We start from the raw sequence: 24,860 nt of genomic DNA on the forward strand, positions 1-24,860 counted from the left end.
ACCTCCGCACGTCGTGACAGGTGGGAAACCGCGCAGGGGCGGGAACCCTCCTGAACTGGAGGTGGTCGCGATGAAGTCGACCTTGACGACGATCTTGTTAGCCGGGTTCGCGCTCGTGGCGTGCGGACCCGAACGCCCGCCCGCGGACACCGCCGCGCCGACGTCGTCGTCCGCGAGGGCGACCAGCCAGGGACCCGCCGGTGGGCACCCGACCAGCGCGACCGCTCCGACGGGGGGCGCGGGCTCCCGCCCCGCCCCGACCTCACGAGCGAACGAGGGCAGGTGTGACCCCCAGATGTTGAACGGCGTTGTCGAGATGCAGGACTCGGCCGCGGGCAACCGCTACGCCCGCCTGGTCGTGACGAACACCAGCGACCGCCCCTGCACGCTCCAGGGCTACGTGGGCATGCAGTTGCTGGGCAACGGCCGCGCACCGCTGCCGACGTCGGTGGACCGGTCCGACAACCCCGGGCCGCAGCTCTTCCGGCTCGCGCCCGGCACGCGGGCGGCGGCGAACCTGCGGTGGGGCGTGGTGCCCGGGGCCGGCGAGCCCGTTGACCGGCCGTGTCAGCCGGAACCCACCGCCCTGGCCGTGATCCCGCCGGACGAGACGGAGACGTTCTCCGTCCCGTGGTCCTTCGGGCCGGTCTGCCAGAGCGGCCGAATCACCGTGAGCGCGTTCTTCCCCGTCTAGGCCCGGCCCCGGCCCGCGCCCGAGCGCGGGCCGGGGGTGGTCGGCGAATCCGCCGAGCGGCTCGTCGCTGCTACTGCTTCCGCGGGCCGCCCGCGCTCGGCTCTTCGGGGCACAGCCCTGTCACTTCCGGTCGACAGCGGTCGGCGGTGGCCGATGATGTCGGCCGGAGGTGCCGGATGGGGCCGAGAAGTCTTGTCGTGACCCTGGTCGTCGCCGGCTGCGCGGCGCTGACGGCCGCAGCGGCGGCCCCGGTGGACCCGCCGCCCCGGTCCCGGCTCGACGTCGTGACCGCCCGTGGCGAGCTCCGGGTGTGCAGCACCGGGGACTACCCGCCGTTCACCCACCTCGACCCGGAAACCGGGGAGTGGAGCGGGATCGACGTCGAGATGGCCCGCGACCTCGCCGCTCGCCTCCGGGTCCGCGCCACCATGGTGCGCACCACGTGGAAAACCCTGACCGACGACTTCGTCGCCGGCTGCGACATCGGCGTCGGCGGCATCTCGGTCACCCCGGAGAGAGCGCGGAAAGCCGCCTACAGCAAGCACTCCTTCGTCGACGGCAAAGCGCCGGTCGCGCGGTGCGCGGACGTGGACCGGTTCACCACGCTCGACCAGATCGACCAGCCCGGCACCCGCGTCGTCGTCAACCCCGGCGGCACCAACGAGCAGTTCGCCCGGGCCAACTTCCGGCGCGCCGCCATCACCGTCCACCCGGACAACACCACGATCTTCGACGAGATCCTCACCGGGCGCGCCGACGTGATGGTCACCGACGCCGCCGAGGGCCGCTACCAGTCCCGGCGGCGGCCCGGCCTGTGCGCCGTCCGCCCCGACGAGCCGTTCACCCGCACCGAGAAGGCCTACCTCCTCCCCCTCGGCGACGCCGTCTTCCAGCGCTGGGTCCACCAGTGGCTGGACCGAGCCCTCCACGACGGCACCTACCACCGCATCACCACCCCCTGGACCGGCTGATCCTCCGCCAACACCCCTCAGTCGACGTCAGCCTGGTCCAGGATCTCCGCAAGAGAGGGAAGCCTGTTCTCCCGGGCCCACTTGATGAGCCGGGCGCGCACCTCGTAGTCCGCCGACTCCCCGTCCAGCGACCGGATCCACCGAGTGCGCGCCATCCCCACCAGGGCCCTCGCCGCTCTCGGCAGGTCCACGTCGACGGCATAGGTGAGGAAGACATCCGGCGACTGGACGTCCAGACCGGTGACTCGCCCCACCTCGTCCGCCAACCGCTGGCCCTCCGTCACCAGGACGTCGCACGCACCCCACAGTGCGCTCACCCTGATCGACTCAGGCGACGGGAGGATCAGAAGTCGTCCGGATAGCCGCCGTGCTCGTGAGTGATCCGAGCAATCTCGTCCAGCGCGGACTCCCGCCGTTGCTTCTGCCGCTCGGCGGGGGAAAGCGGGTCCGCAGGACGGGGGTGCCGATCTGTTCCCCACTGGCTGTTGGGGATACGTCCCACATCAAGCAGATGACGCGGAGGGGTGTGGGCGGCACCGAGAACACCGGCGGCCTGATTCGGGGTGGGAGGATCGTCCGGGGGACGCACGTTGGCCTGCTCCTTCTTGGCGAACGGCCCCGTCGTACCTCGGCATCTGCCGTCTCGCCCGCCGTCGACGCACCGAACAGGGTGGCATCAGGGCAGCGCAGAGGTCACGCCGCGCAACTGTCAAGGACCGTCAGGAGGCGAGGCGGACGGGGAGGCGGCGGGCGCGGATCGCGCGGCGGAGTTCGGCGGCGATCTCGACGTACTCGGCGTGGCGGCCGGTGGTCGCCCGGTGCACCAGGCCGATCTGGCGACCGGGGACGGGGCTGCCGAAACGGGCCACGGACAGCCCGGCGCGCCGCGTCTCCACGGACACCGCGGTCCTGGGCAGCAGGGTGACGCCCATCCCGGCGGCGACGAGCTGCACGAGGGTGCCGAGGCTGGCCGCCCTGGTCGTGTTCGCGGCCCGGCCGCCGGCCTCCCGGCAGAGGTCCAGCGCCTGGTCCCGCAGGCAGTGGCCCTCCTCCAGGAGGAGGACCTCCAGCTCGCGCAGCGCCGCGCGGGAGACGCACGCCGAGCCGGCGATCTCGTGTTCCCTGGGCACGACGAGCACGAAGTCCTCGGCGTAGAGCGGGATCTCGACCAGCGCCCGGCCGCCGGCCGGCAGGGCGAGCACGGCGGCGTCCAGCCGGCCGGAGAACAGGCCCTCCAGCAGCCGCTCCGTGCGCTCCTCGTGCACCTCCGGCTCCAGGCAGGGGAAGGCGCTGCGCAGGCCGTCGAGGGCGACCGGCAGCAGGTACGGCGCGACGGTGGGGATGATCCCCAGCCGCAGGGCGCCGGCGAACGGCTGCCCGACCGACTCCGCCTCGCAGACCAGGGCCTTGACCGCGTCCAGGACGGCCCGGGCGCGGGGCACCATCCGCTCGCCCGCCGCGGTGAGCATCACCCGGCGTGTGGTGCGTTCCACAAGACGGGCTCCGAGCGCCTCCTCGCAGCCGGCGACCGCGGCCGACAGCGCCGGCTGGCTCACGCCGAGGGCGCTGGCCGCCGCCCTGAAGTGCAGGTACTCGGCCACCGCGACGAACGCCCTGAGCTGGGCGATCGTTGGGCCGGTGTGACTGATCGGCACGTCCGATCAGTCTAGTCGAGTCCGGTGATTTCTCCTATCAATAGATTCTTGCTCCCATTGGCTACGACGTCGTCGACAACCCAGGAGGCACGGTGCTGACCGTCGGCCAGCAGTTCCCCGAGTACGCGCTGACCGCATGTGTGTCGTTGGACGCGGACAACGCGTTCCAGAACGTCGACCACAAGTCCTACGAGGGCAAGTGGCGGGTCGTCTTCTTCTGGCCCAAGGACTTCACCTTCATCTGCCCGACCGAGATCGCCGCCTTCGGCCGGCTCAACGGCGAGTTCGCCGACCGCGACGCCCAGGTGCTCGGCGTCTCCGTGGACTCGGAGTTCGTGCACTTCGCGTGGCGCAAGAACCACCCCGACCTGCGCGACCTGCCCTTCCCGATGCTCAGCGACATCAAGCGCGAGCTGTCGGCGGCCTGCGGCGTGCTCGGCGAGGACGGCGTGGCGCAGCGGGCCACCTTCATCGTCGACCCCGACAACGAGATCCAGTTCGCGATGGTCACCGCGGGCTCGGTCGGCCGCAACGTCGAGGAGGTCCTGCGGGTGCTCGACGCCCTGCAGACCGACGAGCTGTGCCCCTGCAACTGGAACAAGGGCCAGGACACCCTCGACGCCGCCAAGCTGATGGTGGAGGCCTGATGTCGCTGGACGCGCTCAAGGCGGCGCTGCCGTCCTACGCGAAGGACACCAAGCTGAACCTCGGCTCGGTGATCGGCACGTCCACGCTGCCGAAGCAGCAGCTGTGGGGCACCGTGCTCGCGGTGGCCGTCGCGTCCCGCAACGCCGTGGTGCTGCGCGAGCTGGCCGAGGCCGCCGGCGAGCACCTGTCGCCGGAGGCGGTGGACGCGGCCAAGGCCGCCGCCTCGATCATGGCGATGAACAACATCTACTACCGGTCGAAGCACCTGGTCGGCGACCCGGAGTACAACACCCTCCCCGCCCGCCTGCGCATGCAGGTGATCGGCAACCCGGGCGTGGAGAAGGTCGACTTCGAGCTGTGGAGCCTGGCGGTCTCGGCCATCACCGGCTGCGGCGTCTGCCTGGAGTCGCACGAGAAGACGCTGCGGGAGGCCGGCGTGCCCCGGGAGACCGTGCACGAGGCCCTGCGCGTCGCGGCCGTGGTGCACGCCGCCGCGGTCACCCTGGACGCGGAGCTGGCGCTCAGCGCCTGAGCCCGGCCGGCGCGGCGGTTCGCCTCGGGAGGCGGGGTCCCTCGGGACCCCGCCTCCTTCTCGTTCTCGTTCCTGTCGCTGCGCCCCTTTTCCCCCGGAACACGGCAGGATGCCCGGGGGCCGGCCGGCCGCCGGCCCGGTCCCGCCCTGCGGAAGAATCGGGGACGCCATGGACGACGAGCTGGAGCTGTTGATCACCGCGGTGGTCGCGGCCGAGGGTGCTGACCAGGCCCGCGCCGCCTGCCGGGGGCTGCGCGCCCGGGTGGGCGGCCGGGTGGTGGAGACCGCGGACTGCTCCGACGAGGACCCGGGCTGCTGGTCGGTGACGATCAGCGTCCGCCCCGGCGAGCGGGCCGGGTCGACCGCCGCGGCGGCGTTGACCCGCTCGATCCGCTCGTTCCTGCGCTCACTGGACCCCGGGTTCGCCACCAGCAGGGTGGCCTGCGAGCCGCCGACCGCGTGGACGGTGGTCGACGACCCGGACCTGGTCGCTCCACTGGTCCCCGGCGGGGAGCGGCTGCTGGTCGAGGCGTGGACCGGGGCCCGCTGGCTGCCCGCCGGCGGTGACTTCGCCGCCGGCGGCGCCCGGCCGGGCAGGACCAACCACACGGACCACACGGTCTACTCCGACCACGTGGACGACACGGGCGACGCCCACGACAGCGACGACTGGTCCGAGCCGGAGCCGGTCGACGACGGCAGCGGGCCCCGGCTCCGGCTGTGGGTCGACGTGGTGGCCGAGCGGGAGGCCGGCGCGGAGTGGCAGGCCCGCGCGGTCGCCAGCCGGATCACGCGCGAGGCGCGGTTGACCGGGGTGGCGCGGCACACCACGGCCATCCGGGTCGGCTTCGACCTCGGCCGGGTCGACGGCGACCCGGGGCAGGTCGTGGCGACGGCGGTGGCCACGCTGGGCGGGACCGGCTGGACGCCGCCCGAGCGGACCGAGCGGGCGGTGGTCGCGGGGTGGCGGACGCCGTCCCCGCCGCCCTCGGGGATCTCCGCGGTCGAGCTGGCCGCCGACGCCACCGCCCCCGTTCCCCGCTGATCTGGCGCTCCGGCCCACCTCTCGCGATCGGCCGGCCGCGACGGCGTCGAACCGTCCGAGGATTCCACTGTGGACAGTGAGTCCGCCAGTGAATCCGCCGAGGACCAGGTTCCGTCAACCCCCGAGGAGCGGCCCAGGCTCCGAAGACGCGGTCGCGAGGTCGTCCTCGCGCTGACCGTGCTCGTCGTGGCCGTGGCCGTCGCCGGAACCTCGTTCTGGCGGTTCGTGTTCACCGAGCCGCCGGAGGAACGTTCTCCCGAGCCGGTCCCCCTCGCGGACCACCCGGTGTGCGGAGCCCAACTGCGGCTTTCCGTGAAGACCGACGAGGAGATGGTTCAGGTCGCACGGATCATGAGCCAGGACCCCCGGTCGAGGCGCGTGTTCTACGCCAGCCAGAAGGAGAACTACGCTTGGTTTCAGCGAATTTTTGCTGAGCACAAGGACTTGCTGGCGTTCGCCCGCCCCGAGGCGCTTCCGGCGAGCGTTTGGCTCCTGCCCATGCGCGACGTCGACCTGAAGGCGTGGGGTGACGACCTCCGCCGACAGCTCCCCCAACTTGTTCACGTCCAGCCCGTGATTCCCGAGGAACTGGTCCGAGAGGCCCGCGCACGCGGACAGCGCGCAGTCCTTCCCCCATGCCCGTCGAGCGGGGAATGGCCGAGCGCGGCTGGTTCGTCAGCCTCTCCGACGAAGTGACGGAGACGTCGCCAGCACTTGAGTAGCGCGGAGCCCGGATCGCCTGAGCGATCCGGGCTCCGCTGTGTGACTACCGTTGCCGTGCTCAGTCGTTGCTGCGCGGCGGCAACCAGGCGGCGGTCACCGGGCCCCAGTTGCCGTCGGCGTCCTTGGCCCGGACGTAGACGAGTCGGTGCTCACCGGTGTCACCGGTGGCGTCGAAGACACCGCCAACGTCCACAGTGGACCCGTCGCCGTTCACCCGGAGCGTCTGCGGGACCCCGCCCTCCCAGGGCGCCTTGCCGACGTACGCCTCCGCCGCGACGACCTTCTGCGCGGCGGGCCGGTTGACGCCCTTTCCGCCGTAGGCGTTGTCGTCCGCCTTCGCGCCGACTGACGCCCACGGGCCGTGCGCCCGCTGCACGTTCACGTTGGAGATCGTCGGCCCGAGCGAGGTGGTGTACGGGGAGCGGGCGGACTTCGCCGCGTACAGCAGCGCCGACCCGTTCAGCTCCCAGAACTTGTCCTGGCACCGGTACTCGGGGAAGAAGCCCGTGCAGTCGCCGGAGCCCGGCCCGATCTCGTAGGTGAACGAGGCGATGCCGAGCTTGTCGTAGGTCCAGTCATCGGTGCCGCCGGAGGCGTTGTAGAGCACCTCGCCCGGCTGGCCGGTGTTGTAGCCGTTGAAGTGGCTCATGCGGAAGGCCATCGACCGCAGGCCCGCGTCGTTGGGCGTCTTGACGTTCTTGTCGTGGCCCCAGGGGAACAGCACCAGGTTGCCGTAGGTGTGCAGCGTGACCATCGCGCCCCGCGCGTTCGCCGGCGCGGCGTCGGTGTCGGCCGGGCCGCGCTGGTCGGGGAACAGCCGCTCGAACAACGCGGCGAGCGCGGTGGTCTCGGGCTCCGAGGCCGGCTTCGGCCCCGGGTACACCAGGCTGCACGGGTTCTTCGAGGTCCCCGCCCCGCCCCAGTGCGAGTCCCAGTTCCGGTTGAGGTCGATGCCCTCCTGCGACACCTGCCACGGGCCGGCGCACGGCGGCTCGGAGTTGCTGTCGTCGCGGTTCTTGCGCTGCCACGCCCGGCTGCTCCCGGCGACGTCGCCCGCGCCGAGCCCCTCCTGGACCGTCTCGATGCCGTCCGGGTTGACCTGCGGCACCACCCAGACCTCGGTGCCGTCCAGCACCGCCGTCACCTCGGCGTCGGCGCGGTAGCCGTCCAGGAGCCGGGTGACGAACCGCCAGGCCGTCTCGCCGGTGGTGATCTCCCTGGCGTGGATCTGCGCCATCAGCAGGAAGCGGGGCTTGGCCGAGTCCGGCCGGAGCTGGCAGCCCTGGTCGGGCCGCGCGGTCAGGCACAGCGCCGTCAGCTCATTGCCCTTGCTCCGGTCCTGCGTGCGCTGCCAGGAGTCGCCGTAGGAGACGCGGCGCGCCAGCTCGGGGTACCGCTGGGCCACGTCGGCGACGAACTGGTGGAAGCCCTGCACGGTGCGGTATCCGCCGTAGAAGGTGGGGTACTGGCGGTCGGCGAGCCGGCTGGGCAGCGGGTACGCCGCCGTGGACTCGGTGGGCGCCGCGACCGGCACGGGCCGGGCGTGGACCGTCTGGACGCCGAGCTGGTCCAGCTGCTCCCGGGTGTGCTCGGAGCCGACCACGACCACCTTGTCGCCGTCGCGGGTGACGACGTCGAGCCCGCTCTCGACCAGCCGCTGGGCGAGGAGCGCCGGGTCCTCGCCCGGCGAGGTGACGGTCAGCAGCTCGGTGGTCGGCGCGGCGGCGGGGTCGGTCGCCGCGGAGGCGGGGGCCGTCACGGCCAGCGCCGTCACCGCGGCGAGCGCGGCCGCCGTGGCGGCCAGCGCCCTGCGTGTCCGGGTGGGACGTCGGAGCATCTCGGGTACGTCCTTCCACGTCACGAATACGGTCCACGGATTGTGACCATTCCGTCACCGCATGGCACAAGGAGCCGAACGTCGGGAAACTCGCGGCGTCCTCACCGTTGGTCCGGGCAAACCACCCCTACCCGGCGCAAGGGGCGCACCCAATGAGACGATCTTGCTTGCGTCGCCGGACGGCGGTACTAGCGTCGAGGTCGATGCGGCTCCCGCGCCGGAGGAACGCCACCGGCGGGGCCGCGATCGGGGAGCGTGGACGGAATGGCAAGCGTCGAGCAGGTCCGAGCGGGAATCGCGTTGGCGACGGACAAGGCGTCGGAGAGCATCGGCGCGCTGCAACAGGCGGCGACAGCCATCGAACAGGCGCAGACGGCGTTCGCCCAGGCGTCCGAGGGCAGCAGCCAGAGCGACGCCGAGCAGATCAACGGCCTGCTCCAGCAGGCGTTGCAGAGCATCGGCGACGTGCAGCAGACCGTCAACGCCGCGATCTCCTCCGCCGAGAGCTACGCGAGCCGGCTGTAGCCGTGTCGTCGATCGCCGAGCTCAGGGCCGCCCTGGCGGTGGTGCGCGAGCAGCTCTGCGCGGCGCACGCCTCGGCGAACTCCGCCAGGGAGTCGTTGGAGGAGTCCGGGAACGTGTTCCTGGAGGTCGGCCGCAACCACCCGGAGCCGCTGCTGCCGCCGGAGCTGCCGAAGGCCGTCGAGCGGCTCGACCACGCGCTGACGGTGCTCGTCGCCGCGATCACCAGCCTGGATGGTTACACCACCCGGCTGTGAGGAACGCCTTGGCACAGCAGCGGATACCGTGATCACGACGGTGTGGTGGCTCGGGTCCGCGGTGTCCCGCGGGAAGACCGTTGTGGGTGTCCCCCGAGGGGAGGCCCACCCCGCCCGGGTCGGCGCCCGGGCCGGGACGGTCGCGCCCGCCCTACCCGGCGACGAGTGAGGTGGGCAGTGCCTTCGGAGAGGCGAACCGAGCGGCGCAGGCGGATCGAGGCGGCGTTCGCGGAGTTCCGGCACGCGGTGGCCTCGGCCCTGTCGGCGGCGGCCACCGACCGGGCGAGGGCGGCGCTGGCCCACGCCCGCGCGGTCGTCGAGCTGTGGGTGCGCCAGGACGGGGTGGACCGCGCGCTGGCCTCCCGCGAGCTGGGGGCCGCCCTGCGCAACCCGGTGCTGGCCCCGGTGTTGCGGCAGGCGCTCGCCGAGCGGGCGGAGATCTTCGCGCGGTGGACCGGGAGCGGCCCCCGGGAGGCCGCCGAGCTGGTCGCGGCCAGCGCGCCCGGCCCGGCCTCCCTGCCGTGGGAGGAGTGGCTGGGGCCGCCGGGCCGGCACGACGGCGTCTCGGCCGTGCCGGAGCTGTGGCGGGTGGGTGTGGCGAGCGTGGACCGCGCGCCCACGCACGAGGAGTTCCCGCTCGCGGTGCCCCTCCTCGACACCGCGCACCTGCACGTCAGCACCAACCACACCAGCCGCGCGGCGGCCGAGGGGCTGGTGGAGTCGCTGCTGCTGCGCGTGCTCGGCTACTTCCAGCCCGGGCTGGTCCAGGTCCACGTCTGGGACGTCGGCCAGCTCACCGGCGCGCTGCCGGCGCTGTACCCGCTGACCAGGGCCGGGTTGCTGACCATGCACGACCCGACGCAGCTCCACGTGCTGCTCGACGAGCTGGCCGAGCACATCCGGCGCATCCACACGAGCGTGCTGGTCGAGGGGCACGCCTCGCTGCGGCAGCTCGCCGCGACCACCGGGCGGCGGACCGAGCCGTGGCGGGTCGCCGTGCTCTTCGGCCACCGCGAGCGGCTGAAGGACGAGCTCCAGCAGAAGTTGCAGCGCATCGCCCGCAACGGCCTGGACTGCGGCGTGCAACTGGTGATCGTCGACATCCCGATCACGGTGAACTCCCCGGTGGAAACCGTGGAGCTGACCAGCGGGCCGATCGGCCGCAGCACGATGACCGGGCCGCACGTGACCGTGCGGATCGACCCGCCCCCGTCGCGGGAGGCGGCGCTGCGGGCGTGCGGCGCGATCGCCGAGCAGGCCGCGGAGCGCCGCAGCCGGGTCTGCGCCTTCGACGACCTGATGCCACCCCGGACGTGGACCGCCCGGTCCACCACCGGTCTCCAGGCGCCGATCGGCTACTACGACGGCCAGCCGGTGACGTTGTCGCTGGGCGACTCCTCCCCGCACGTGCTCGTCGGCGGGCCGAGCGGCTCCGGCAAGACGAACTTCCTGTACGCGCTGCTCGGCTCGCTCGCCGCCCGCTACTCCCCCGACGAGCTGGAGCTGTACCTGCTCGACTTCAAGGAGGGCGTGTCCTTCGCGCAGTTCACGCCGGGCCGCAAGGACCCGAGCTGGCTGCCGCACGCCCGACTGGTCGGCGTCAACGTCAACACCGACCGGGAGTTCGGCCTGGCCCTGCTGCGGTTCCTGACCGACGAGATGCGCCGGCGGGCGGACGCGGCCAAGCGGCACGAGGTCACCAAGCTGGAGGAGCTGCGGGCCGAGGACCCGGACGGGCGGTGGCCGCGGATCGTCGCCGTGATCGACGAGTTCCAGTACCTGTTCGCCGAGCGGGACGCGGTGACGAACCAGGCGGTGGGCCTGCTGGAGGACGTGGCGCGGCGGGGCCGGTCCCAGGGCATCCACCTGGTGCTGTCCAGCCAGGACGTCTCCAGCATCGAGGCGTTCTGGGGCAAGCCGGCGATCTTCGAGCAGTTCATCCTGCGGGTCGCGCTGCCCAAGGCCCGCCGGGTGCTCGCCGACACCAACGACGTGGCGATGGAGCTGCCCCGGCGGCACGCCGTGGTCAACCACGAGTCCGGGGTGCGGCTGGGCAACCAGCTCGCCCGAATCCCGGACGCCACCAGCCGGGGCACCTTCGACGCCCTCCAGGTCCGGCTGTGGGAGCACCGCGACCCCGCGCTGGCCGAGCCCCGGCTGTTCGACGGCAGCCACGTCCCCCGGCTCGCCGACGTGCGGGACTTCCAAGCCCTCGCGCCGGTGGGCGACGGGGCGCCGGTGGTGCTGCTGGGCCAGGTCATCGACGTCGCCGGCAGCGCGGCGAAGGTGACGCTGCCGCGCAGCCCCGGCCGCAACGTCGCGGCCCTCGGCTCGTCCCTGCGCGACGCGGGCGGCGTCCTCGCCGCGGCGACGACGTCCCTGGCCAGGCAGCACGCGCCCGGCGAGGCCAGGTTCACCATCGCCTGCCTGGTCGACGAGGCGTGGGCGCCGGCGGAGCAGCTCCAGCGGGAGCTGAAGGAGGCCGGGCACGAAGTCGAGCTCCTCGGGCTGGACGGGCTGCGCGCACTGCTGACAGGGACGGCCGACCAGATCACCGGCCGGCTCTCCGCGACGAGCGCCGAGCGGGCGCCGTCGCACTACCTGGTGCTGTACGCGGTGGACGCGGCGCAGGCGTTGCTGGAGAAGAAGGACCCCGGCGCCGCGAAGTCCGGTGTGGACAGTTTCCGGCACGTGCTGCGGCACGGCCCGGAGCTGGGGGTGCACACCATCGGCTGGTGGCGCGGGGTCGGCCGGCTGCGCGCCATGCTCCCGCTGGGCTCCACCGACGACGTCGGGGCGTGGGTCGCCTTCGACGTGCACGGCCAGGAACTGGCCAGCCTCGCCGCCGGTCAGGTGATCACCTGGTCGCCGAGGGCCCGGCGGGGCCTGTTCTTCGACCGCTTCGAGCACACCCGGCCCGAGGTGGTCATCCCGTTCGACGTGCTGGAGGACCCGCGATGAGCGGACCGGGATCAGCGGCGGCGCGGTACAAGGAGATCACCGGCCGGGTGGCGGAGCTGGTGGCGCGGCAGCGGGAGCAGGACCGGGAGCGCGCCGTCGTGCTGGAGCGGGTCGCCCTGCGGGCGTGGCAGGAGCTCGCCGAGGCCGGCGAGCGGGAGCACATGGTGCGGGTGATCGCCGAGGCGCAGTGGGAGGCCGCCGTCGAGGCGCTGTGGGAGGAGCGCTGGATGTCCATCCAGCCCCTGCCCGCCCAGGAGGACCTGGCTCCGCAACGCGCGGCCGACGTGGCGGCGCTGGACGGCCTGCCGATCTCCCGCCCGGACCTCAACCACCTGGACCGCGAGGTGGAGCGCACTTACCAGGCCCTGGAGGACGCGCTGCGGAAGCGCGGGTTCCTCCGGTACCGGAGGGGATCGTGAGCGATCATCGCTCTTCGGCGCTCATGATCCCCGACCGGGTGCGGGTGTCCCGCAAAACACCGCGGGGATCGTGAGCGATCATCGCTCTTCGGCGCTCATGAACCCCGGGGTGCGGGTTCTCACGAAGCACAGCGAGCATCCACTGAGAAGGAGGGCCACGCGCCCGCGACCTTCCGAGTCGAACATCGTATACGTTGCGCCATCGCAGGCTTCGCAACCGTAGATCGTATACGTTGTGCAACCGCTGGCCGCGCCGAGAGGCGTGATCGTATGCGAAATACGATGAACTACTGGGCGAAGCGTGATCGTATACGTTGTACGAGCGGGGCGGCCCGGTGGCACCGAGGTTCCACCACCTCGACTGCCCCACCGTTTTCGCTGGTCAATGCAGCTATGACCAGCCCCGGAACGGGTACCACTGGAAGCGTGGGCGCGGAGCCGTCAACGCCAGGGTGGACCCCACCGCTCGGGAATCCCGGCCGTGGCCAGGTCGAGGGCCTCCTCCACGGTGGCGACGAGCAGCGCGGGGTCGGTCAGCACCCCCCGCTGGCAGCCGGTCTCGAAGCCGACTCGCGCGCCGGCCAGGACCAGCCGGACGAGCAGGCGCGGACGCAGGTCCGCCTCGGACACCCCCGCGCGCCCGGCGATCTCGGCGGCGATCAGGCGCTCCCCGTCGGCCTGCCGGCGCAGGCTGCCGGCGAGCAGCGCCGGCGTGACCTGGACGAGGTGGTGCACGGTGAGGTACCGGGTCAGGGCGGTCCGGTCCGGCGCGGTGAGGTGGTCCAGCATCGCGCGGTAGGCCGCCCGGAGCGCGGTCAGCGGCGGCTCCTCGGCGGGGCGCCGCGTCAGCCCGGCCAGCACGAGCTGGTCCAGCTCGGCCACCGGGGCGAGCGCGACGTCCTCCTTGCCCTCGAAGTACCGGAAGAACGTGCGCGGCGAGACCTCCACGGCCGCCGCGATGCCCTCCACGGTGGTCGCGTCGTAGCCGTTGGCCGCGAACAGGTCGAGCGCGGCGTCGACGAGCGCCGCGCGCGTGCGCTGCTTCTTGCGCTCGCGCAGCCCGATCTGCTCCCCTCCGGCACCCATGCCCGCCACCTTACGTCAGCCACCGCATTCTGTCGTGTAGTGTCTTTTGTCAGCGAGTGACAGTTTCTCTCGCGGTCGTTCCCCGGTCTTCCCGGTGTCTGCCCTGGAGGTCACCATGTCCGTCCCCACCCCGCCCGCCACCGGCCGCGAGGTGCGGCTCGCCAGCCGTCCGCAGGGCTGGCCCACGCACGAGAACTTCGACCTCGTCGAGGCCGCGGTCCCCACGCCGGGACCGGGCCAGGCGCTGGTCCGCAACCTCGTCATGAGCGTCGACCCGGCCATGCGGGGCTGGATGGACGAGCGCCCCGCCTACCGGCCGCCGATGGAGCTCGGCAAGGCCATGGACGGCGGCGCGGTCGGCGAGGTCGTGGCGTCCGAGACCGACGCGCTCCGCCCCGGCGACGTGGTGCTGCACTTCCAGGGCTGGCGCGACTACGCGCTGGTCGACGCGAAGAACGCGGTCAAGGTCGACCCGGACGCCGCGCCGCTGGGCGCCTACCTGGGTGTGCTCGGCATGCCGGGGCTGACCGCCTACGCGGGCCTGCTGGAGGTCGGCGCGATGCGCGAGGGCGACGTCGTGTTCGTCTCCGGCGCGGCGGGCGCGGTCGGGTCGCTGGTGGGCCAGATCGCGAAGCTGCGCGGCGCGTCCCGGGTGATCGGCTCGGCCGGCAGCGCCGACAAGGTCCGCTTCCTGACCGAGGAGCTGGGCTTCGACGCGGCGTTCAACTACAAGGACGCGCCGGTGCACGAGCAGCTCCGCGCCGCCGCCCCGGACGGCATCGACCTCTACTTCGACAACGTTGGCGGCGACCACCTGGAGGCCGCGATCTCCGCGCTGCGCCTGCACGGGCGGGTCGCCGTCTGCGGGATGATCTCGCAGTACAACGCCGAGTCGCCGTCGCCGGCGCCGCGCAACCTCGTGCAGCTCATCAGCAAGCGCCTCACGGTGCGCGGTTTCCTGGTCTCCGACCACGCGCACCTGCGCGAGGAGTTCCAGCGCGAGGTCGGCGGGTGGCTGCGCGACGGGAAGCTGCAGTACCGCGAGACCGTCGTGGACGGCCTGGAGAACGCGGTCGACGCGTTCCTCGGCATGATGCGGGGCGAGAACGTCGGCAAGATGCTGGTGAACATCGCGTCGCGCTGAGCGGCTCGCGCCGGGACCGGAGAGCGGGGTCGGGGCGGGTCAGCCGGGCAGTGGCTCGGCTGACGCCGTCTCGACCCCGATCTTCTTGTAGCGCAACCGGTCCCGCTCGACCGCGCCGTCCAGGTCCAGCTCGCCCGCGACGAGCGCCGACGCCGTCTCCAGGTCGGTCTCCACCACCGCGGCCGGGTTGTCGGCGGGCCCGTCGGCGTAGCCGGGCACGTCCGCGACGTGCAGCGTGAAGACCACCTCGCCGAGCCGGACCTCGACCGTCGCCACGTCGACCACCGGCCGCAGCATCGTCGCCAGCGGCACGGCGAACCAGTGCTCCCGCACCGAGTCGGTCGAGCGGCGCTCGCCGAGCCGGCCGCCGCCCCAGTCGGCCAGCGCCGCGAGGACCGGCGTCAGCTCGCGGCCCGCCGGCGCGAGCTCGTAGACGTGCGCGGTCGAGCGCGGCACCCGGCGCCGGACCACCAGGCCGTCCCGCTCCATCTCCCGCAGCCGGGCGGCCAGCACGTCGGTGCTCACCCCCGGCAGGTCGGCGAGCAGGTCGCTGTAGCGGCGGGGACCGCCCAGCAGCTCCCGCACGACGAGCAGCGTCCAGCGCTCTCCGAGGTGGTCGAGCGCCCTGGCGATGGGGCAGAACTGGTCGTAACTCCGACGCGGCACTCCATCAGGGTACCGATCCGGTTGGACTTTCCAAGTACCCGCTTGGTAGAACCAAGGAGCGACCGCGGGAGGAAGGCACCGGCATGCAGATCACCCAGTCGAGCAAGCTCGCCGACGTCTGCTACGACGTCCGCGGCCCGGTCCTCAGACAGGCCCAGCGGCTGGAGGAGGAGGGGCACCACATCCTCAAGCTGCACATCGGCAACCCGGCGCCGTTCGGGTTCGCCGCGCCCGAGTCCATCCTGCGCGACGTCATCCGCAACCTGCCGAACGCGACCGGCTACAGCGACTCCAAGGGCGTGCTGTCGGCGCGGCGCGCGGTCGTGCAGCACTACGAGGAGCGCGGCGTCCTCGGGCTCGACGTCGAGGACGTCTACCTCGGCAACGGGGTCTCCGAGCTGATCGTCATGTCGTTGCAGGCGTTGCTGGACAACGGCGACGAGGTGCTGATCCCCGCGCCCGACTATCCACTGTGGACAGCGTCGGTGACGTTGTCCGGCGGCCGGCCGGTGCACTACGTGTGCGACGAGCAGGCCGGCTGGCTGCCCGACCTCGCCGACATCGCCTCGAAGATCACCGACCGCACCAGGGCGCTGGTGCTGATCAACCCGAACAACCCGACCGGCGCGGTCTACCCCCGCGAGCTGCTGACCGAGCTGGTCGAGCTGGCCCGGCGCAACAACCTCGTCCTGTTCTCGGACGAGATCTACGACAAGATCCTCTACGACGGCGCGACGCACACCTGCACCGCCTCGCTCGCGCCCGACCTGCTGTGCCTGACCTTCAACGGGCTGTCCAAGACCTACCGGCTCGCCGGGTTCCGCTCCGGCTGGATGACCGTCTCCGGCCCCAAGCAGCACGCCCGCAGCTACATCGAGGGCCTGGACATCCTGGCCAACATGCGGCTGTGCCCGAACGTGCCCGCGCAGCACGCCATCCAGACCGCGCTCGGCGGCCACCAGAGCATCAACGACCTGCTGCTGCCCAGCGGGCGGCTGCTGGAGCAGCGCGACCGGGCCTGGGAGCTGCTGAACCAGATCCCGGGCATCTCCTGCGTGAAGCCGATGGGCGCGCTCTACGCCTTCCCCCGGATCGACCCGAAGGTCCACCCGATCCACGACGACGAGAAGTTCGTGCTCGACCTGCTGCTGGCCGAGAAGCTCCTCGTCGTGCAGGGCACCGGGTTCAACTGGCCGCGCCCGGACCACTTCCGCATCGTGACCCTGCCCAGGGTCGACGACCTGGAGGCCGCGATCGGCCGGATCGGCCACTTCCTCACCCACTACCGCCAGGGCTGACCCGCGCGGCTCCCCGGTTCTCCCCGCGGGGCGGGGAGTTCGGGCGGCGCGTCAGCGCTCCGCCTCCCGGAACTCCGCCAGCTCCCTGGGGAGCTGGGTCCGGCGGCGCACACCGAGCTTGCGGTAGGCGTTGGTCAGGTGGGTCTCCACCGTGCGCCGCGCCAGGCGCGTCAGCTCGGAGATCTCGTTGTTGGACCGCCCCGCCGCGGCCAGGCCGACGATCCGCCGCTCCGCGTCCGTGAGCGCCGCCAACCCGGTCCCGTTCCGCCGTTCCCTCCGTTCGCCCAGTTCGCCGAGGGCCCCGTCGACGCGTCGCAGGAGCCGGGGCATGGCGAGTTGGTCGGCCAACGCCCGCGCGTCGCGCAACGCCTCCCGTGCCCGCCGGCCCTGCCCGAGCGCCGCCCTGGCGCGGCCGAGGTCGACCAGCGACTCGGCCAGCTCCACCGGGGCAGGGGAGCCGGCCAGCAGGTCCACGGCCTCCGCCAGCAGGCCGAGCCGGCGCTCGCCGGCGGCCGTCGCGGCCAGCGCCCGCAACGCGCGGCCCACCACGCGGGGCGTGGCCCAGGTGCGGGCGTGCCGCAGCTCCTCCTCTGCCAGCGGCACCGCCTCCGCGACCCGGCCGAGTGCCACCTGGACGTGGGCGGCGGCCGACCGCCACGGGGTGACCACGGGCGAGACCCGGCCCCACGCGAGCTGCCGGGCCCCGCAGTCCTGGAAGTCGGCGAGCGCGCCCGCGAGGTCGCCGGACGCCGCGCGCAGGACGCCCCGGGCGTAGAGCAGGTCGCACCACTCCCAGGACGTGCTCTCGTCCCCCGCCACCAGCTCCACCAGCCGGGACGCCTCCGGCAGCCGGTCCAGCCCCACGAGGGCGAGGACGACCTGCGAGACCACGTGCACCGGGCGCACCCCGCCCCGCGTCGCGGCCACCACGAGCGGCTCGCTCTCCTCGATCGCGCGGGCGAACGCCCCCTCGGCCACGGCGGCCGCCGCCCGGGCGCCGGCCAGGACCCGCCGCGCCGGGTCGCTGAGGTCGGGTCGGTCGCCGAGCACCTCGTCGGCGATCCGCCGCGCCTCGGGCAACCGGTCGGCCCACCGCGTGACGATGGCGGCGGAGGCGTGCCAGTAGGGCAGGAGCGCCGGGGGCGGCGGCGCGGGGGGCCGGGGCGCGATCCTGGCCAACGCCTCCTCCGCCGAGACCAGCCCGGCGGTGGCGTCGCACACGGCCAGCAGCCCGCGGGCCACCGGCTCGATCTCCCCCGGCGCGGCGGCCGCGGCCGCGCGCAGCCGCCGGACGGCGGCGGGCCAGGTCAGGACGTCCTGGGCGGCGATCAACGCGGCCGCCGCCCGCGTCGCCGCCGCGAACCCGTCGCCGTCCCCCACCCGGGCGCCGACGTCGTCGAGCAGCCGGAGCGCGGCGTCGACCCGGCCGTTGGCCGCCAACACGGCGCCGAGCGACGGGGCGATCCTGGCCGACAGGCGCGGGCCGGCCTCCCGCAGCGCCTCGGTCAGCCGCCGCACGGCCGCCTCGGAGTTGACCGAGATCTCCACCTCCCCGAGCCGCGCCAGGACCAGGCTCCGCCGCTCCGGGGACAGCGGGGCGTCCAGCGCCCGGCGCAGGAACGCCGTCGCCTCCTCGGGCCGGCCCCCGCTCCACGCCCGTCGGCCCGCGGTCCAGAGGGTGTCCGCCATCCACCGCTCGGCCACGACGTCGGCCTGCACCAGGTGGCGGGCCACGGCCTCGGGCGCGGCGCGGCGCTCGTGCAGCAGCGCCGCGACCCTGCGGTGCAGCGCTCCCTGCTCCTCGGGTTCCGAGCAGAGCGCGAGGACGGCGTCCCGCAGCACCGGGTGCGTGAAGCGGGGCGGGTCAGCGCGGTCCAGGACGCCCTGCTCCCGCATCGCGGCGAGCCAGTCGGCGAGCCACGGGAGGGTTTCCCCGGTCAGCGCGGGCAGCAGCTCGGCCGCGTGGTCCTCCCCCTCCACCGCCGCGATGACCCGCAGCAGGTGGTCCCTCCGCGTCCCACCGTCGTTGGTCAGGCGGTGCAGCGCCCGCACGAACGCGCCGCCGCCGACGTCGGCCAGCCGTCGGGGCGCCCGCCCGACCGGCCCGTCCCCCGCCATCAGCGCGAGATCCCGGACCAACGCGTGCACCAGCAACGGGTGCCCGGTGGTCATCCGCGCGCACTCGTCGCACACCTCGTCCGGCGTCGTCGGGCCGAGCCCGGCGCGCACGATCCTGGCCACCGTGGCGGGGCTCAGCGGCCGGGGCCGCAGGACCGTCGCCGCGCCGACCGCCGCGAGGCGGCCGGGCACTCCGGGGTTGGTGCGCTCGGCGACGACCAGGAGGACCGGCAAATCGGCGAGCAGGTCGGCGCACCGGACGAGATAGCGCAGGGAGGCCGGGTCGGCGACGTGGACGTCGTCGACCACGAGCAACAGCGGCTCCTCCTCCGCCAGCCGGCGCAGGAGGACGTCGAGGTGGTCGAACGCCTCGTCGTCCGGTCCCGACGGCTGGTCCCCGCGCAACGGGCACCGCTCCTCCAACGCCACCTCGAACAGCTGCCGCGCCACGCCGAGCCGGAAGCCGCTCTCCTCGGCCGAGCACCGCGCGCGCAGCACCCGCATCCGGTCCGGGGCCGGGCCGGCCTCCCGGAGCGCGATCTCGTCCAGGAGCGTGGTCTTGCCGACGCCCGGCCCGCCGGCCACGACGAGCAGCCCGCCGGACCCGGCACGGGCGCGGGCGGCCAGGTTCGCGGCGGTCGTCAGCTCGTGGTCACGTTCGAACAGCACGCCTCTCCCGTCCGGTCCTCACTCGTCCGCCAACACCTCGGCGAGCTGCGCCCGTCGGGTGATGCCCAACTTGCGGTAGGCGTTGGTCAGGTGGGTCTCCACCGTGCGCCGGGTCAGGTGCAGGGCCGCGCAGATTTCCGGGTTCGAGTGGCCGTCCGCGGCGAGCCGGACGACCCGGCGCTCGGCGGCCGTGAGCGCGCCGGGCCCGGACCGCGCCGCCCCGCGGAGCCGGGCGCCCGCCGCCGCCAACGCGGTGCGGGCGAGCCGCGTCAACCGGGGCGCGCCGAGCCGCTCCGCCCTGGCCAGCGCCTCGTGCAGCACCTCGCGGCCGGCTCGGCCCCGCCCCAGCGCGACCCGCGCGCGGCCGAGATCGACCAGCGCCCGCACCAGATCGGGCTCGGCGGGCGACCGCGCGAGCGCGGCCACCGCCTCGGCCAACGCGCGTTCGCCGTCCTCCCCGCCCAGGGCGACGCCGCGCGCCCGCAGCGCCCGCCCCACCGCCCGCTCGGTCCCCCACGTCCTGGCGAGGGCGAGGTCCTCCTCCGCCAGCCGCGCGGCGTCCGCCGGCCGACCCAGTTCCGCGTGGGTAAGGGCCGCCTCGACCCGCCACGGCATGAGCATCGGGCCGGGGAACCGACGCGCGAGTTGCCGTTCGCCGCACTCCAGGTAGTCGGCGAGCGCGCGGTCGGGGTCGCCGAGGGCCGCGTGCAGGTATCCCCGCGCGAACAGGAAGAAGTTCCACTCCCACGACATGCGGGGCGCCCGCGCCGTCACGTCGTCGGCGAGGCGCCGAGCCTCGTCGAGCCGGTCGAGTTCCACGAGGGCGAGCACGACCTGGGCCGCCGGGTACGGGGTCGACGCGACGCGCGGGTCGCGGCCGGCGGCGAGGGCCCGCTCGTACCGGCCGGCCACCACCGCGGTGTCGGCGCGCTGCCCGGCCACGTGCGTCGCGAACTGCGGCGCGAACGGCGCCATGCCCTCGGCGACCTCGTCGATCAGCCGGTGCCCCTCCTCGGTGCGGTCGGCCCAGCACAGGGCGGAGCCGGCGAGCGCGCGGAGGCAGGGGTCCAGCGGCGCCGGCCACCGCCCGGCGAGGACGTGCCGAACCCTGGCCGCCAGCTCGGCCGCCGAGATCCGGCCGGCCCCCGCCTCGTACAGGGTCACGATCGCGTGCGGGAGCGACTCCGGCGACATCCCGTCCGTGACCGCCCGGAGCTGTTCGAGCCGGGCGACCCACACCGCGTCGTCCGGCGCGGCGGCCAGCACGGCTACCGCGCGCACTCCCTCGGCCAGCTCGACGTCGGCGAGTCCCTCGGCGATCTCGTCCAGCGCGGCGACCGCGCCAGCGACCTCGCCGCCGGCCGCCAGCGCCATGCCGAGCGCGGGAGCGATCGCCGCCCGCCGGCCCTCGTCGGGCTGCAGCCGCAGCGCCTCGCCCAGCCGCCGCGCGCCGGCCAGCGGATCGGACAGAGCCTCCAGAGCGCCGAGCCGGGACAGGACCTCCGCCAGGGCAGGGGACGGCAACGGCGAGTCCGCCACGTGCCGCAGGAGGCGCAACGCGAGATCGGTCCGCCCCTCCCCGATGGCGCCGTCGGCGACGCACAGCAGGCTGTCCACCGCCCACGGCTCGGTCGGCCCCGGCGTCCGGAGCAGATGGCGGGCCACCGCCTCGGCCGGAGCGCCGCGCTCGTAGAGCAGCTTGGCGGCGGCGCGGTGCGCCGCCTGCCGCTCCGCCGGCTCCACGCCGCTGAGCACCGCGTCCCGCAGCAGGGGGTGGGCCAGCCGGGGTGGAGTGCCGACGACGCTGCCCTGGTGGCGGAGCTGCTGGAGCACGGCCCGCAGCCACGGGCCGTCCACCCCGCTGACCGCCGGCAGCAGCGCCTCGGTCGCCTCCTCGCCGTCCAGCACGCCCAACGCCCGCCCCACCTGGCGCGCGTCCCAGGCCGCGAGGGAGACCAGGGTGCGGATGGCAGCGCCGTAGCGGCCCCGGGGGAACCACTCCGCCCCGCCGGCCAGGACCTCCGGCCAGCCCTCGCCCACGGCGGCCAGGTCGTCGAGCAACGCGTGCAGCAGCATCGGGACGCCCAGGGACGCCCGCGCGCACTCCCGGGCCACCTCCTCCGGCACCGCCGCCCCGAACCGCGCGCGCACCAACGCGACACCGGCGTCCGCGCCGAGCGGACCGAGGTCCACCAGCGTGGCGAGCGAGCCCGGCAGGCGATGGGTGAGCTCCCGGTCGACGGGCGCGCCGCTGTAGCGGAAGAGCAGCCGCTCCGTCACCACGACGAGCACGGGCACCCGGTCCAGCCGACGCGCGAGGAAGGTCAGCCACCGCTGGAAGGCGTCGTCGGCGAGGTCCACGTCGTCGACCGCGAGGAGCAGCGGCGAGTCGGCCGCGAGCTGGTGGAGCCACCGGTACCGCTGGTGGAACAGCGCGTGCTCGTCCGCCGCGGCCCCGGGCGCGCCGGGGAGGAGCCGGTCCAACGCGGCGTCCGGCCCGTCCGGCTCCCGGCACGCGATCCGCAGCACCCGCATCCCGGTGGCCTCGGCCCGCCGACCGGCCTCGGCCAGCAGGGAGGTCTTCCCGCTCCCCGGCTGGCCGCGCACCAGGACGAGCCGCCCGGCGCCGTCGCGGGTGCGCCGCGCGGCGGCGGCGATCGTCGCGAGCTGGTCATCACGATCGAGCAGCGCCACGCGGATCATCGTGGCGTGAAAGCGGCCGCGCGGAGGCGAGGCCGGCCGGGCCGGGAGAGATCGACCGCGCGTCACCCGCGCCCGCCGGGCCTCCCGCGAAGCCCGGGACGGGAGGGACGACACGGCTCCCGCACTGTGTGGACCCCCAGTCCACGCTGCCCCTGCCGCGTGCCCCTCGTCCCTCCCGTCCCGCACCACCAAGCTTTCCCCCTGCCAGCGCCGAGCGGGATCGTGGATCACCACGAGATCAGTGTCATTCCCGCACGGCGGAAAGGACCCGGAAAGACGCGAAGCCCGGGGTCCCACTGTCCGGCGGGGGTTCCCGGGCTCACGCGGGCCTCGGAAACTCCGGGGCCACTTCCGGCCGCGTCAGCAGACCGACCGGCTTGCGGCAACCACACCAGCAGATGACTCGTCGAAAAATCCAGCCGTAGAGCCAAAGTTCGCACGATCGGGTAGCGGGCGAGGCGCCCCCTAAGCTGCCCCGGATCTCGACGGACGAAAGGCCCTGCGGCAGTGCGGAATCTTGCTCACGTTGACGAGGGCGGCGGCCCGCTGCCCGAGGGGCGACGCCTCTACGTCCTTGCGGCGGTGCTCTCCCCCGAGAGCGAGGAAGCCGCTCTCCGCAGCGGGATGCGCGTCCCACTCCTCGATGGACAGGACCACATCCACCACCACTCGGAGAGCGGCAAACGACGCGTCGAGATCGCTCACCTGATCGCCACCCTCAGCTTCACCGGAGCGATCATCACCACGCGCGCGACCAGGAACAACGAGCAGGAGCTGGCCCGGGCTCGGCTTCTCGCCCGACTCCTGCCCCGACTGCAGCACGTCGAGCGGGTGGACGCCGCGATCATCGAGTCCCGGCACGGAAGCGACTGCCACGATCGACGAACCATGAACCGCCTACAACGATCACGACAAGTCAACTCGCCTTTTCGGGTGGTTCATGTCCGCAAGCGCCAAGACGAACGGCTGTGGCTGGCTGACTTCGTCGTGGGGGCGTATGTGTCAGCGCTCCTCCACGACGAGCCTGAGCCGTGGGACATCATCACCGCGACACACGTCATCGATGTGAACTGACCCCCGATAACGCGAAACCCGGGCTCCCGTCGTCCGGCGGGGGGTCCCGGGCTCACGCGGGCTCCTGAGGAGCCACTTCCAGCCGCGTCCGCAGACCGACTGGCTTGTCGCGGACAGGATGCCACAGAAAATTTTGCGTGGCACCTCACCCGATCGGTTGATCTTGATCTGGGCGCTCCGGGCCCGGGATGAGCTTGCCCGGGTTGAGGATGCCGGTCGGGTCCAGGCGGCGCTTGACGGCGGCCAGCACGTCGGCGCCGAGGTCACCGATCTCGCCGGCGAGCCAGGGCCGGTGGTCCGTGCCCACGGCGTGGTGGTGGGTGATGGTGCCGACCGGGGTTCCGCCGCTGCCGGCGATGGCCCGGCACGCGGCCGTCTTGGCCCGCTGCCACTGGCCGACCGGGTCGTCCGGGTCGCGGGGCGCGATCGCGGTGAAGTACAGCGACGCCCCGGTCTCGTAGGCGTGCGAGATGTGGCACATGACGACCGGCCGACGGCCGGGCGTGGTCAGCGCGTCCACCAGCGCGCCCCGGACCGACGCCCACAGCGCCGGGAGCGCCGACCAGGTCGTCGCCGTCTCCAGCGTCTCCACGCACACGCCCACGTCCAGCAGGGCGTCCCGTTGCCGCGGGCCGGCGAACCGGTTGTGGCGCCAGGACTCGCCGGCCGCCGAGCCGAGCGTGACGGGGCTGAAGGTGTGCACGATCCGCAGCGCGGCGTCCCGCCGCCAGGCCAGCTCCCGGCCGTCCTCGGCCTCCCAGCCCAGCACGAGCAGGCAGGGGCGGGAGACCCCGCGCAGGTTCAGGTAACCGCGCAGGGCCTTCGTCCTCAGACCGCCGGACAACGCGACCGAGACCTCGGTTTCGTCCACATCGGACAGTCGCGTGACGTCGGCCAGCTCGCGCTGCTGGGCCAGCGCCCGGACGGCGGCGACGCCGCGCTCCCAGCCGTCGAGGACGAATCCCTCGTACCGGCGCACGGTCGGGGCGGGGCGGACGCGCAACGCCACCTCGGTGATGACGCCGAGCGTTCCCTCGCTGCCCAGGACGAGGTGCCGGAGGTCGGGGCCGGCCGCCGAGGCGGGGGCGACGCCGAGCCGCCACTCCCCGGCCGGCGTGGCCAGCCGCAGTCCCTCGACCATGTCCTCGAACCGGCCGTAGCCGGAGGACGCCTGCCCGGCCGAGCGGGTGGCGGCGAACCCGCCGACGGTGGCCCGCTCGAAGGACTGCGGGAAGTGGCCGAGGGTCAGCCCGTGCGCGCCGAGCAGCCGTTCGGCGTCCGGGGCGCGCACGCCGGCCTGGAGCACCGCGATCCGGGACACCGGGTCGACCGAGACGAGCCGGTCGAGCTGCGCGAGGTCGAGCGCGACCACCGCCTTCTTGTCGCCCCGCAAAGCGGTCACCCCGCCGACCACCGACGTGCCGCCGCCGAAGGGCACCACGGCCACGTCGTGCTCGACGCACACCTCCAGCACCCGCTGGACCTGGGTGGGCGACTCGGGCAGCACCACCGCGTCCGGCACCGCCAGCTCCGCGCCGCCGCGCCGACGAACCAGGTCCACATAGGACAGTCCGCCCGTGCGGCCGAGCCGGGCCTCCCGGTCCAGCAGGACGTTCGACTCGTCCACGACGTCGGCGAGCGCGGCGCGCGCGCCCTCGGGCAGGGCGGAGTCGGGGACGGCGAGCACGGAGGCCGGTGCGGCCGGCGTGGTCGCGCCGACCAGTCCGGTTCTGGCGCGCAACCAGCGCAGGGCGTGGGCGGGCAGCGGGGACCGCGCGGCGCCGGCGGGAGTCCAGCTCCCACGGACGGTGTGGTCGATGGCCTCGGTCACCGCTACA

21 protein-coding genes are annotated in these 24,860 nt (G+C 73.8%); 13 read left to right on the forward strand and 8 right to left on the reverse strand.

Annotated features, from left to right (window positions below):
- Window positions 1-295: 295 nt before the first annotated feature.
- Together BUE43_RS34500 and BUE43_RS30840 are read left to right on the forward strand one after the other, a co-directional pair.
- Window positions 296-694, forward strand: a complete 399-nt coding sequence (locus BUE43_RS34500; RefSeq protein WP_159447818.1) for a DUF4232 domain-containing protein — start codon at window positions 296-298, stop codon at window positions 692-694.
- Window positions 695-891: 197 nt separating this feature from the next.
- Window positions 892-1,665 (forward strand): transporter substrate-binding domain-containing protein, encoded by a 774-nt coding sequence (locus tag BUE43_RS30840; protein WP_234996017.1) that lies wholly within the window; start codon window positions 892-894, stop codon window positions 1,663-1,665.
- A 17-nt stretch (window positions 1,666-1,682) separates the two neighbouring features.
- Here the strand turns inward: BUE43_RS30840 and BUE43_RS30845 are convergent, their stop codons facing one another.
- Window positions 1,683-1,982, reverse strand: a complete 300-nt coding sequence (locus BUE43_RS30845) for a hypothetical protein (protein ID WP_073489874.1) — start codon at window positions 1,980-1,982, stop codon at window positions 1,683-1,685.
- A 402-nt stretch (window positions 1,983-2,384) separates the two neighbouring features.
- Window positions 2,385-3,320 (reverse strand): LysR substrate-binding domain-containing protein, encoded by a 936-nt coding sequence (locus tag BUE43_RS30850; RefSeq protein ID WP_073489875.1) that lies wholly within the window; start codon window positions 3,318-3,320, stop codon window positions 2,385-2,387.
- A 92-nt stretch (window positions 3,321-3,412) separates the two neighbouring features.
- On the opposite strand from BUE43_RS30850, the gene BUE43_RS30855 reads away from it, so the two are divergent.
- From BUE43_RS30855 to BUE43_RS30870, 4 genes are all read left to right on the forward strand, one after another.
- Window positions 3,413-3,967 carry a peroxiredoxin gene (locus BUE43_RS30855; protein WP_073489876.1) on the forward strand — a complete coding sequence of 185 codons (555 nt, stop codon included), beginning with the start codon at window positions 3,413-3,415 and terminating at the stop codon, window positions 3,965-3,967.
- Complete coding sequence (locus tag BUE43_RS30860) at window positions 3,967-4,500, forward strand: alkylhydroperoxidase, AhpD family (protein ID WP_073489877.1); 534 nt, start codon at window positions 3,967-3,969, stop codon at window positions 4,498-4,500. Before BUE43_RS30855 ends, BUE43_RS30860 begins: the two co-directional genes overlap by 1 nt.
- Window positions 4,501-4,669: 169 nt before the next feature.
- Complete coding sequence (locus BUE43_RS30865; RefSeq protein WP_083960341.1) at window positions 4,670-5,545, forward strand: hypothetical protein; 876 nt, start codon at window positions 4,670-4,672, stop codon at window positions 5,543-5,545.
- A gap of 69 nt (window positions 5,546-5,614) precedes the next feature.
- The gene (locus tag BUE43_RS30870; protein WP_073489879.1) at window positions 5,615-6,241 is read left to right on the forward strand and encodes a hypothetical protein; all 627 of its coding nucleotides are present in this window, start codon (window positions 5,615-5,617) and stop codon (window positions 6,239-6,241) included.
- An 85-nt stretch (window positions 6,242-6,326) separates the two neighbouring features.
- Here the strand turns inward: BUE43_RS30870 and BUE43_RS30875 are convergent, their stop codons facing one another.
- The gene (locus BUE43_RS30875; RefSeq protein WP_073489880.1) at window positions 6,327-8,105 is read right to left on the reverse strand and encodes a M14 family zinc carboxypeptidase; all 1,779 of its coding nucleotides are present in this window, start codon (window positions 8,103-8,105) and stop codon (window positions 6,327-6,329) included.
- Between the two features lie 264 nt (window positions 8,106-8,369).
- Here BUE43_RS30875 and BUE43_RS30880 point away from each other — a divergent pair, with 264 nt between their 5' ends.
- From BUE43_RS30880 to BUE43_RS30895, 4 genes are all read left to right on the forward strand, one after another.
- Entirely contained in the window at window positions 8,370-8,630 is a 261-nt protein-coding gene (locus BUE43_RS30880) for a hypothetical protein (RefSeq protein ID WP_073489937.1), read from the forward strand.
- A gap of 2 nt (window positions 8,631-8,632) precedes the next feature.
- Window positions 8,633-8,884 (forward strand): hypothetical protein, encoded by a 252-nt coding sequence (locus BUE43_RS30885; protein WP_073489881.1) that lies wholly within the window; start codon window positions 8,633-8,635, stop codon window positions 8,882-8,884.
- A 177-nt stretch (window positions 8,885-9,061) separates the two neighbouring features.
- A complete protein-coding gene (locus tag BUE43_RS30890; RefSeq protein WP_073489882.1) occupies window positions 9,062-11,845 on the forward strand; it encodes an FtsK/SpoIIIE domain-containing protein in 2,784 nt (927 codons plus the stop codon).
- A complete protein-coding gene (locus BUE43_RS30895) occupies window positions 11,842-12,264 on the forward strand; it encodes a hypothetical protein (RefSeq protein ID WP_073489883.1) in 423 nt (140 codons plus the stop codon). Before BUE43_RS30890 ends, BUE43_RS30895 begins: the two co-directional genes overlap by 4 nt.
- Window positions 12,265-12,705: 441 nt before the next feature.
- Here the strand turns inward: BUE43_RS30895 and BUE43_RS30900 are convergent, their stop codons facing one another.
- The gene (locus BUE43_RS30900; RefSeq protein ID WP_073489884.1) at window positions 12,706-13,350 is read right to left on the reverse strand and encodes a TetR family transcriptional regulator; all 645 of its coding nucleotides are present in this window, start codon (window positions 13,348-13,350) and stop codon (window positions 12,706-12,708) included.
- 115 nt (window positions 13,351-13,465) lie between these two features.
- On the opposite strand from BUE43_RS30900, the gene BUE43_RS30905 reads away from it, so the two are divergent.
- On the forward strand, window positions 13,466-14,494 hold the full coding sequence (locus tag BUE43_RS30905; protein ID WP_073489885.1) for an NADP-dependent oxidoreductase: 1,029 nt from the start codon (window positions 13,466-13,468) through the stop codon (window positions 14,492-14,494).
- Window positions 14,495-14,533: 39 nt separating this feature from the next.
- Here BUE43_RS30905 and BUE43_RS30910 read toward each other — a convergent pair whose 3' ends face one another.
- On the reverse strand, window positions 14,534-15,160 hold the full coding sequence (locus BUE43_RS30910) for a winged helix-turn-helix transcriptional regulator (protein ID WP_073489886.1): 627 nt from the start codon (window positions 15,158-15,160) through the stop codon (window positions 14,534-14,536).
- Window positions 15,161-15,243: 83 nt separating this feature from the next.
- On the opposite strand from BUE43_RS30910, the gene BUE43_RS30915 reads away from it, so the two are divergent.
- Window positions 15,244-16,458 (forward strand): pyridoxal phosphate-dependent aminotransferase, encoded by a 1,215-nt coding sequence (locus tag BUE43_RS30915; RefSeq protein ID WP_073489887.1) that lies wholly within the window; start codon window positions 15,244-15,246, stop codon window positions 16,456-16,458.
- Between the two features lie 51 nt (window positions 16,459-16,509).
- Here the strand turns inward: BUE43_RS30915 and BUE43_RS35735 are convergent, their stop codons facing one another.
- Both BUE43_RS35735 and BUE43_RS30925 read right to left on the reverse strand, forming a co-directional pair.
- The gene (locus BUE43_RS35735) at window positions 16,510-19,245 is read right to left on the reverse strand and encodes an AAA family ATPase (protein WP_073489888.1); all 2,736 of its coding nucleotides are present in this window, start codon (window positions 19,243-19,245) and stop codon (window positions 16,510-16,512) included.
- A gap of 18 nt (window positions 19,246-19,263) precedes the next feature.
- Window positions 19,264-21,939 carry an AAA family ATPase gene (locus BUE43_RS30925; RefSeq protein WP_159447819.1) on the reverse strand — a complete coding sequence of 892 codons (2,676 nt, stop codon included), beginning with the start codon at window positions 21,937-21,939 and terminating at the stop codon, window positions 19,264-19,266.
- A 591-nt stretch (window positions 21,940-22,530) separates the two neighbouring features.
- On the opposite strand from BUE43_RS30925, the gene BUE43_RS30930 reads away from it, so the two are divergent.
- The gene (locus BUE43_RS30930) at window positions 22,531-23,022 is read left to right on the forward strand and encodes a hypothetical protein (protein WP_143174507.1); all 492 of its coding nucleotides are present in this window, start codon (window positions 22,531-22,533) and stop codon (window positions 23,020-23,022) included.
- 145 nt (window positions 23,023-23,167) lie between these two features.
- Here the strand turns inward: BUE43_RS30930 and BUE43_RS30935 are convergent, their stop codons facing one another.
- Window positions 23,168-24,853 carry an FAD-binding oxidoreductase gene (locus BUE43_RS30935; RefSeq protein ID WP_073489891.1) on the reverse strand — a complete coding sequence of 562 codons (1,686 nt, stop codon included), beginning with the start codon at window positions 24,851-24,853 and terminating at the stop codon, window positions 23,168-23,170.
- Between the last annotated feature and the right edge of the window lie 7 nt (window positions 24,854-24,860).

The sequence above is a fragment of the Streptoalloteichus hindustanus genome (assembly GCF_900129375.1).
GTDB classification, from domain to species: Bacteria; Actinomycetota; Actinomycetes; order Mycobacteriales; family Pseudonocardiaceae; genus Streptoalloteichus; species Streptoalloteichus hindustanus.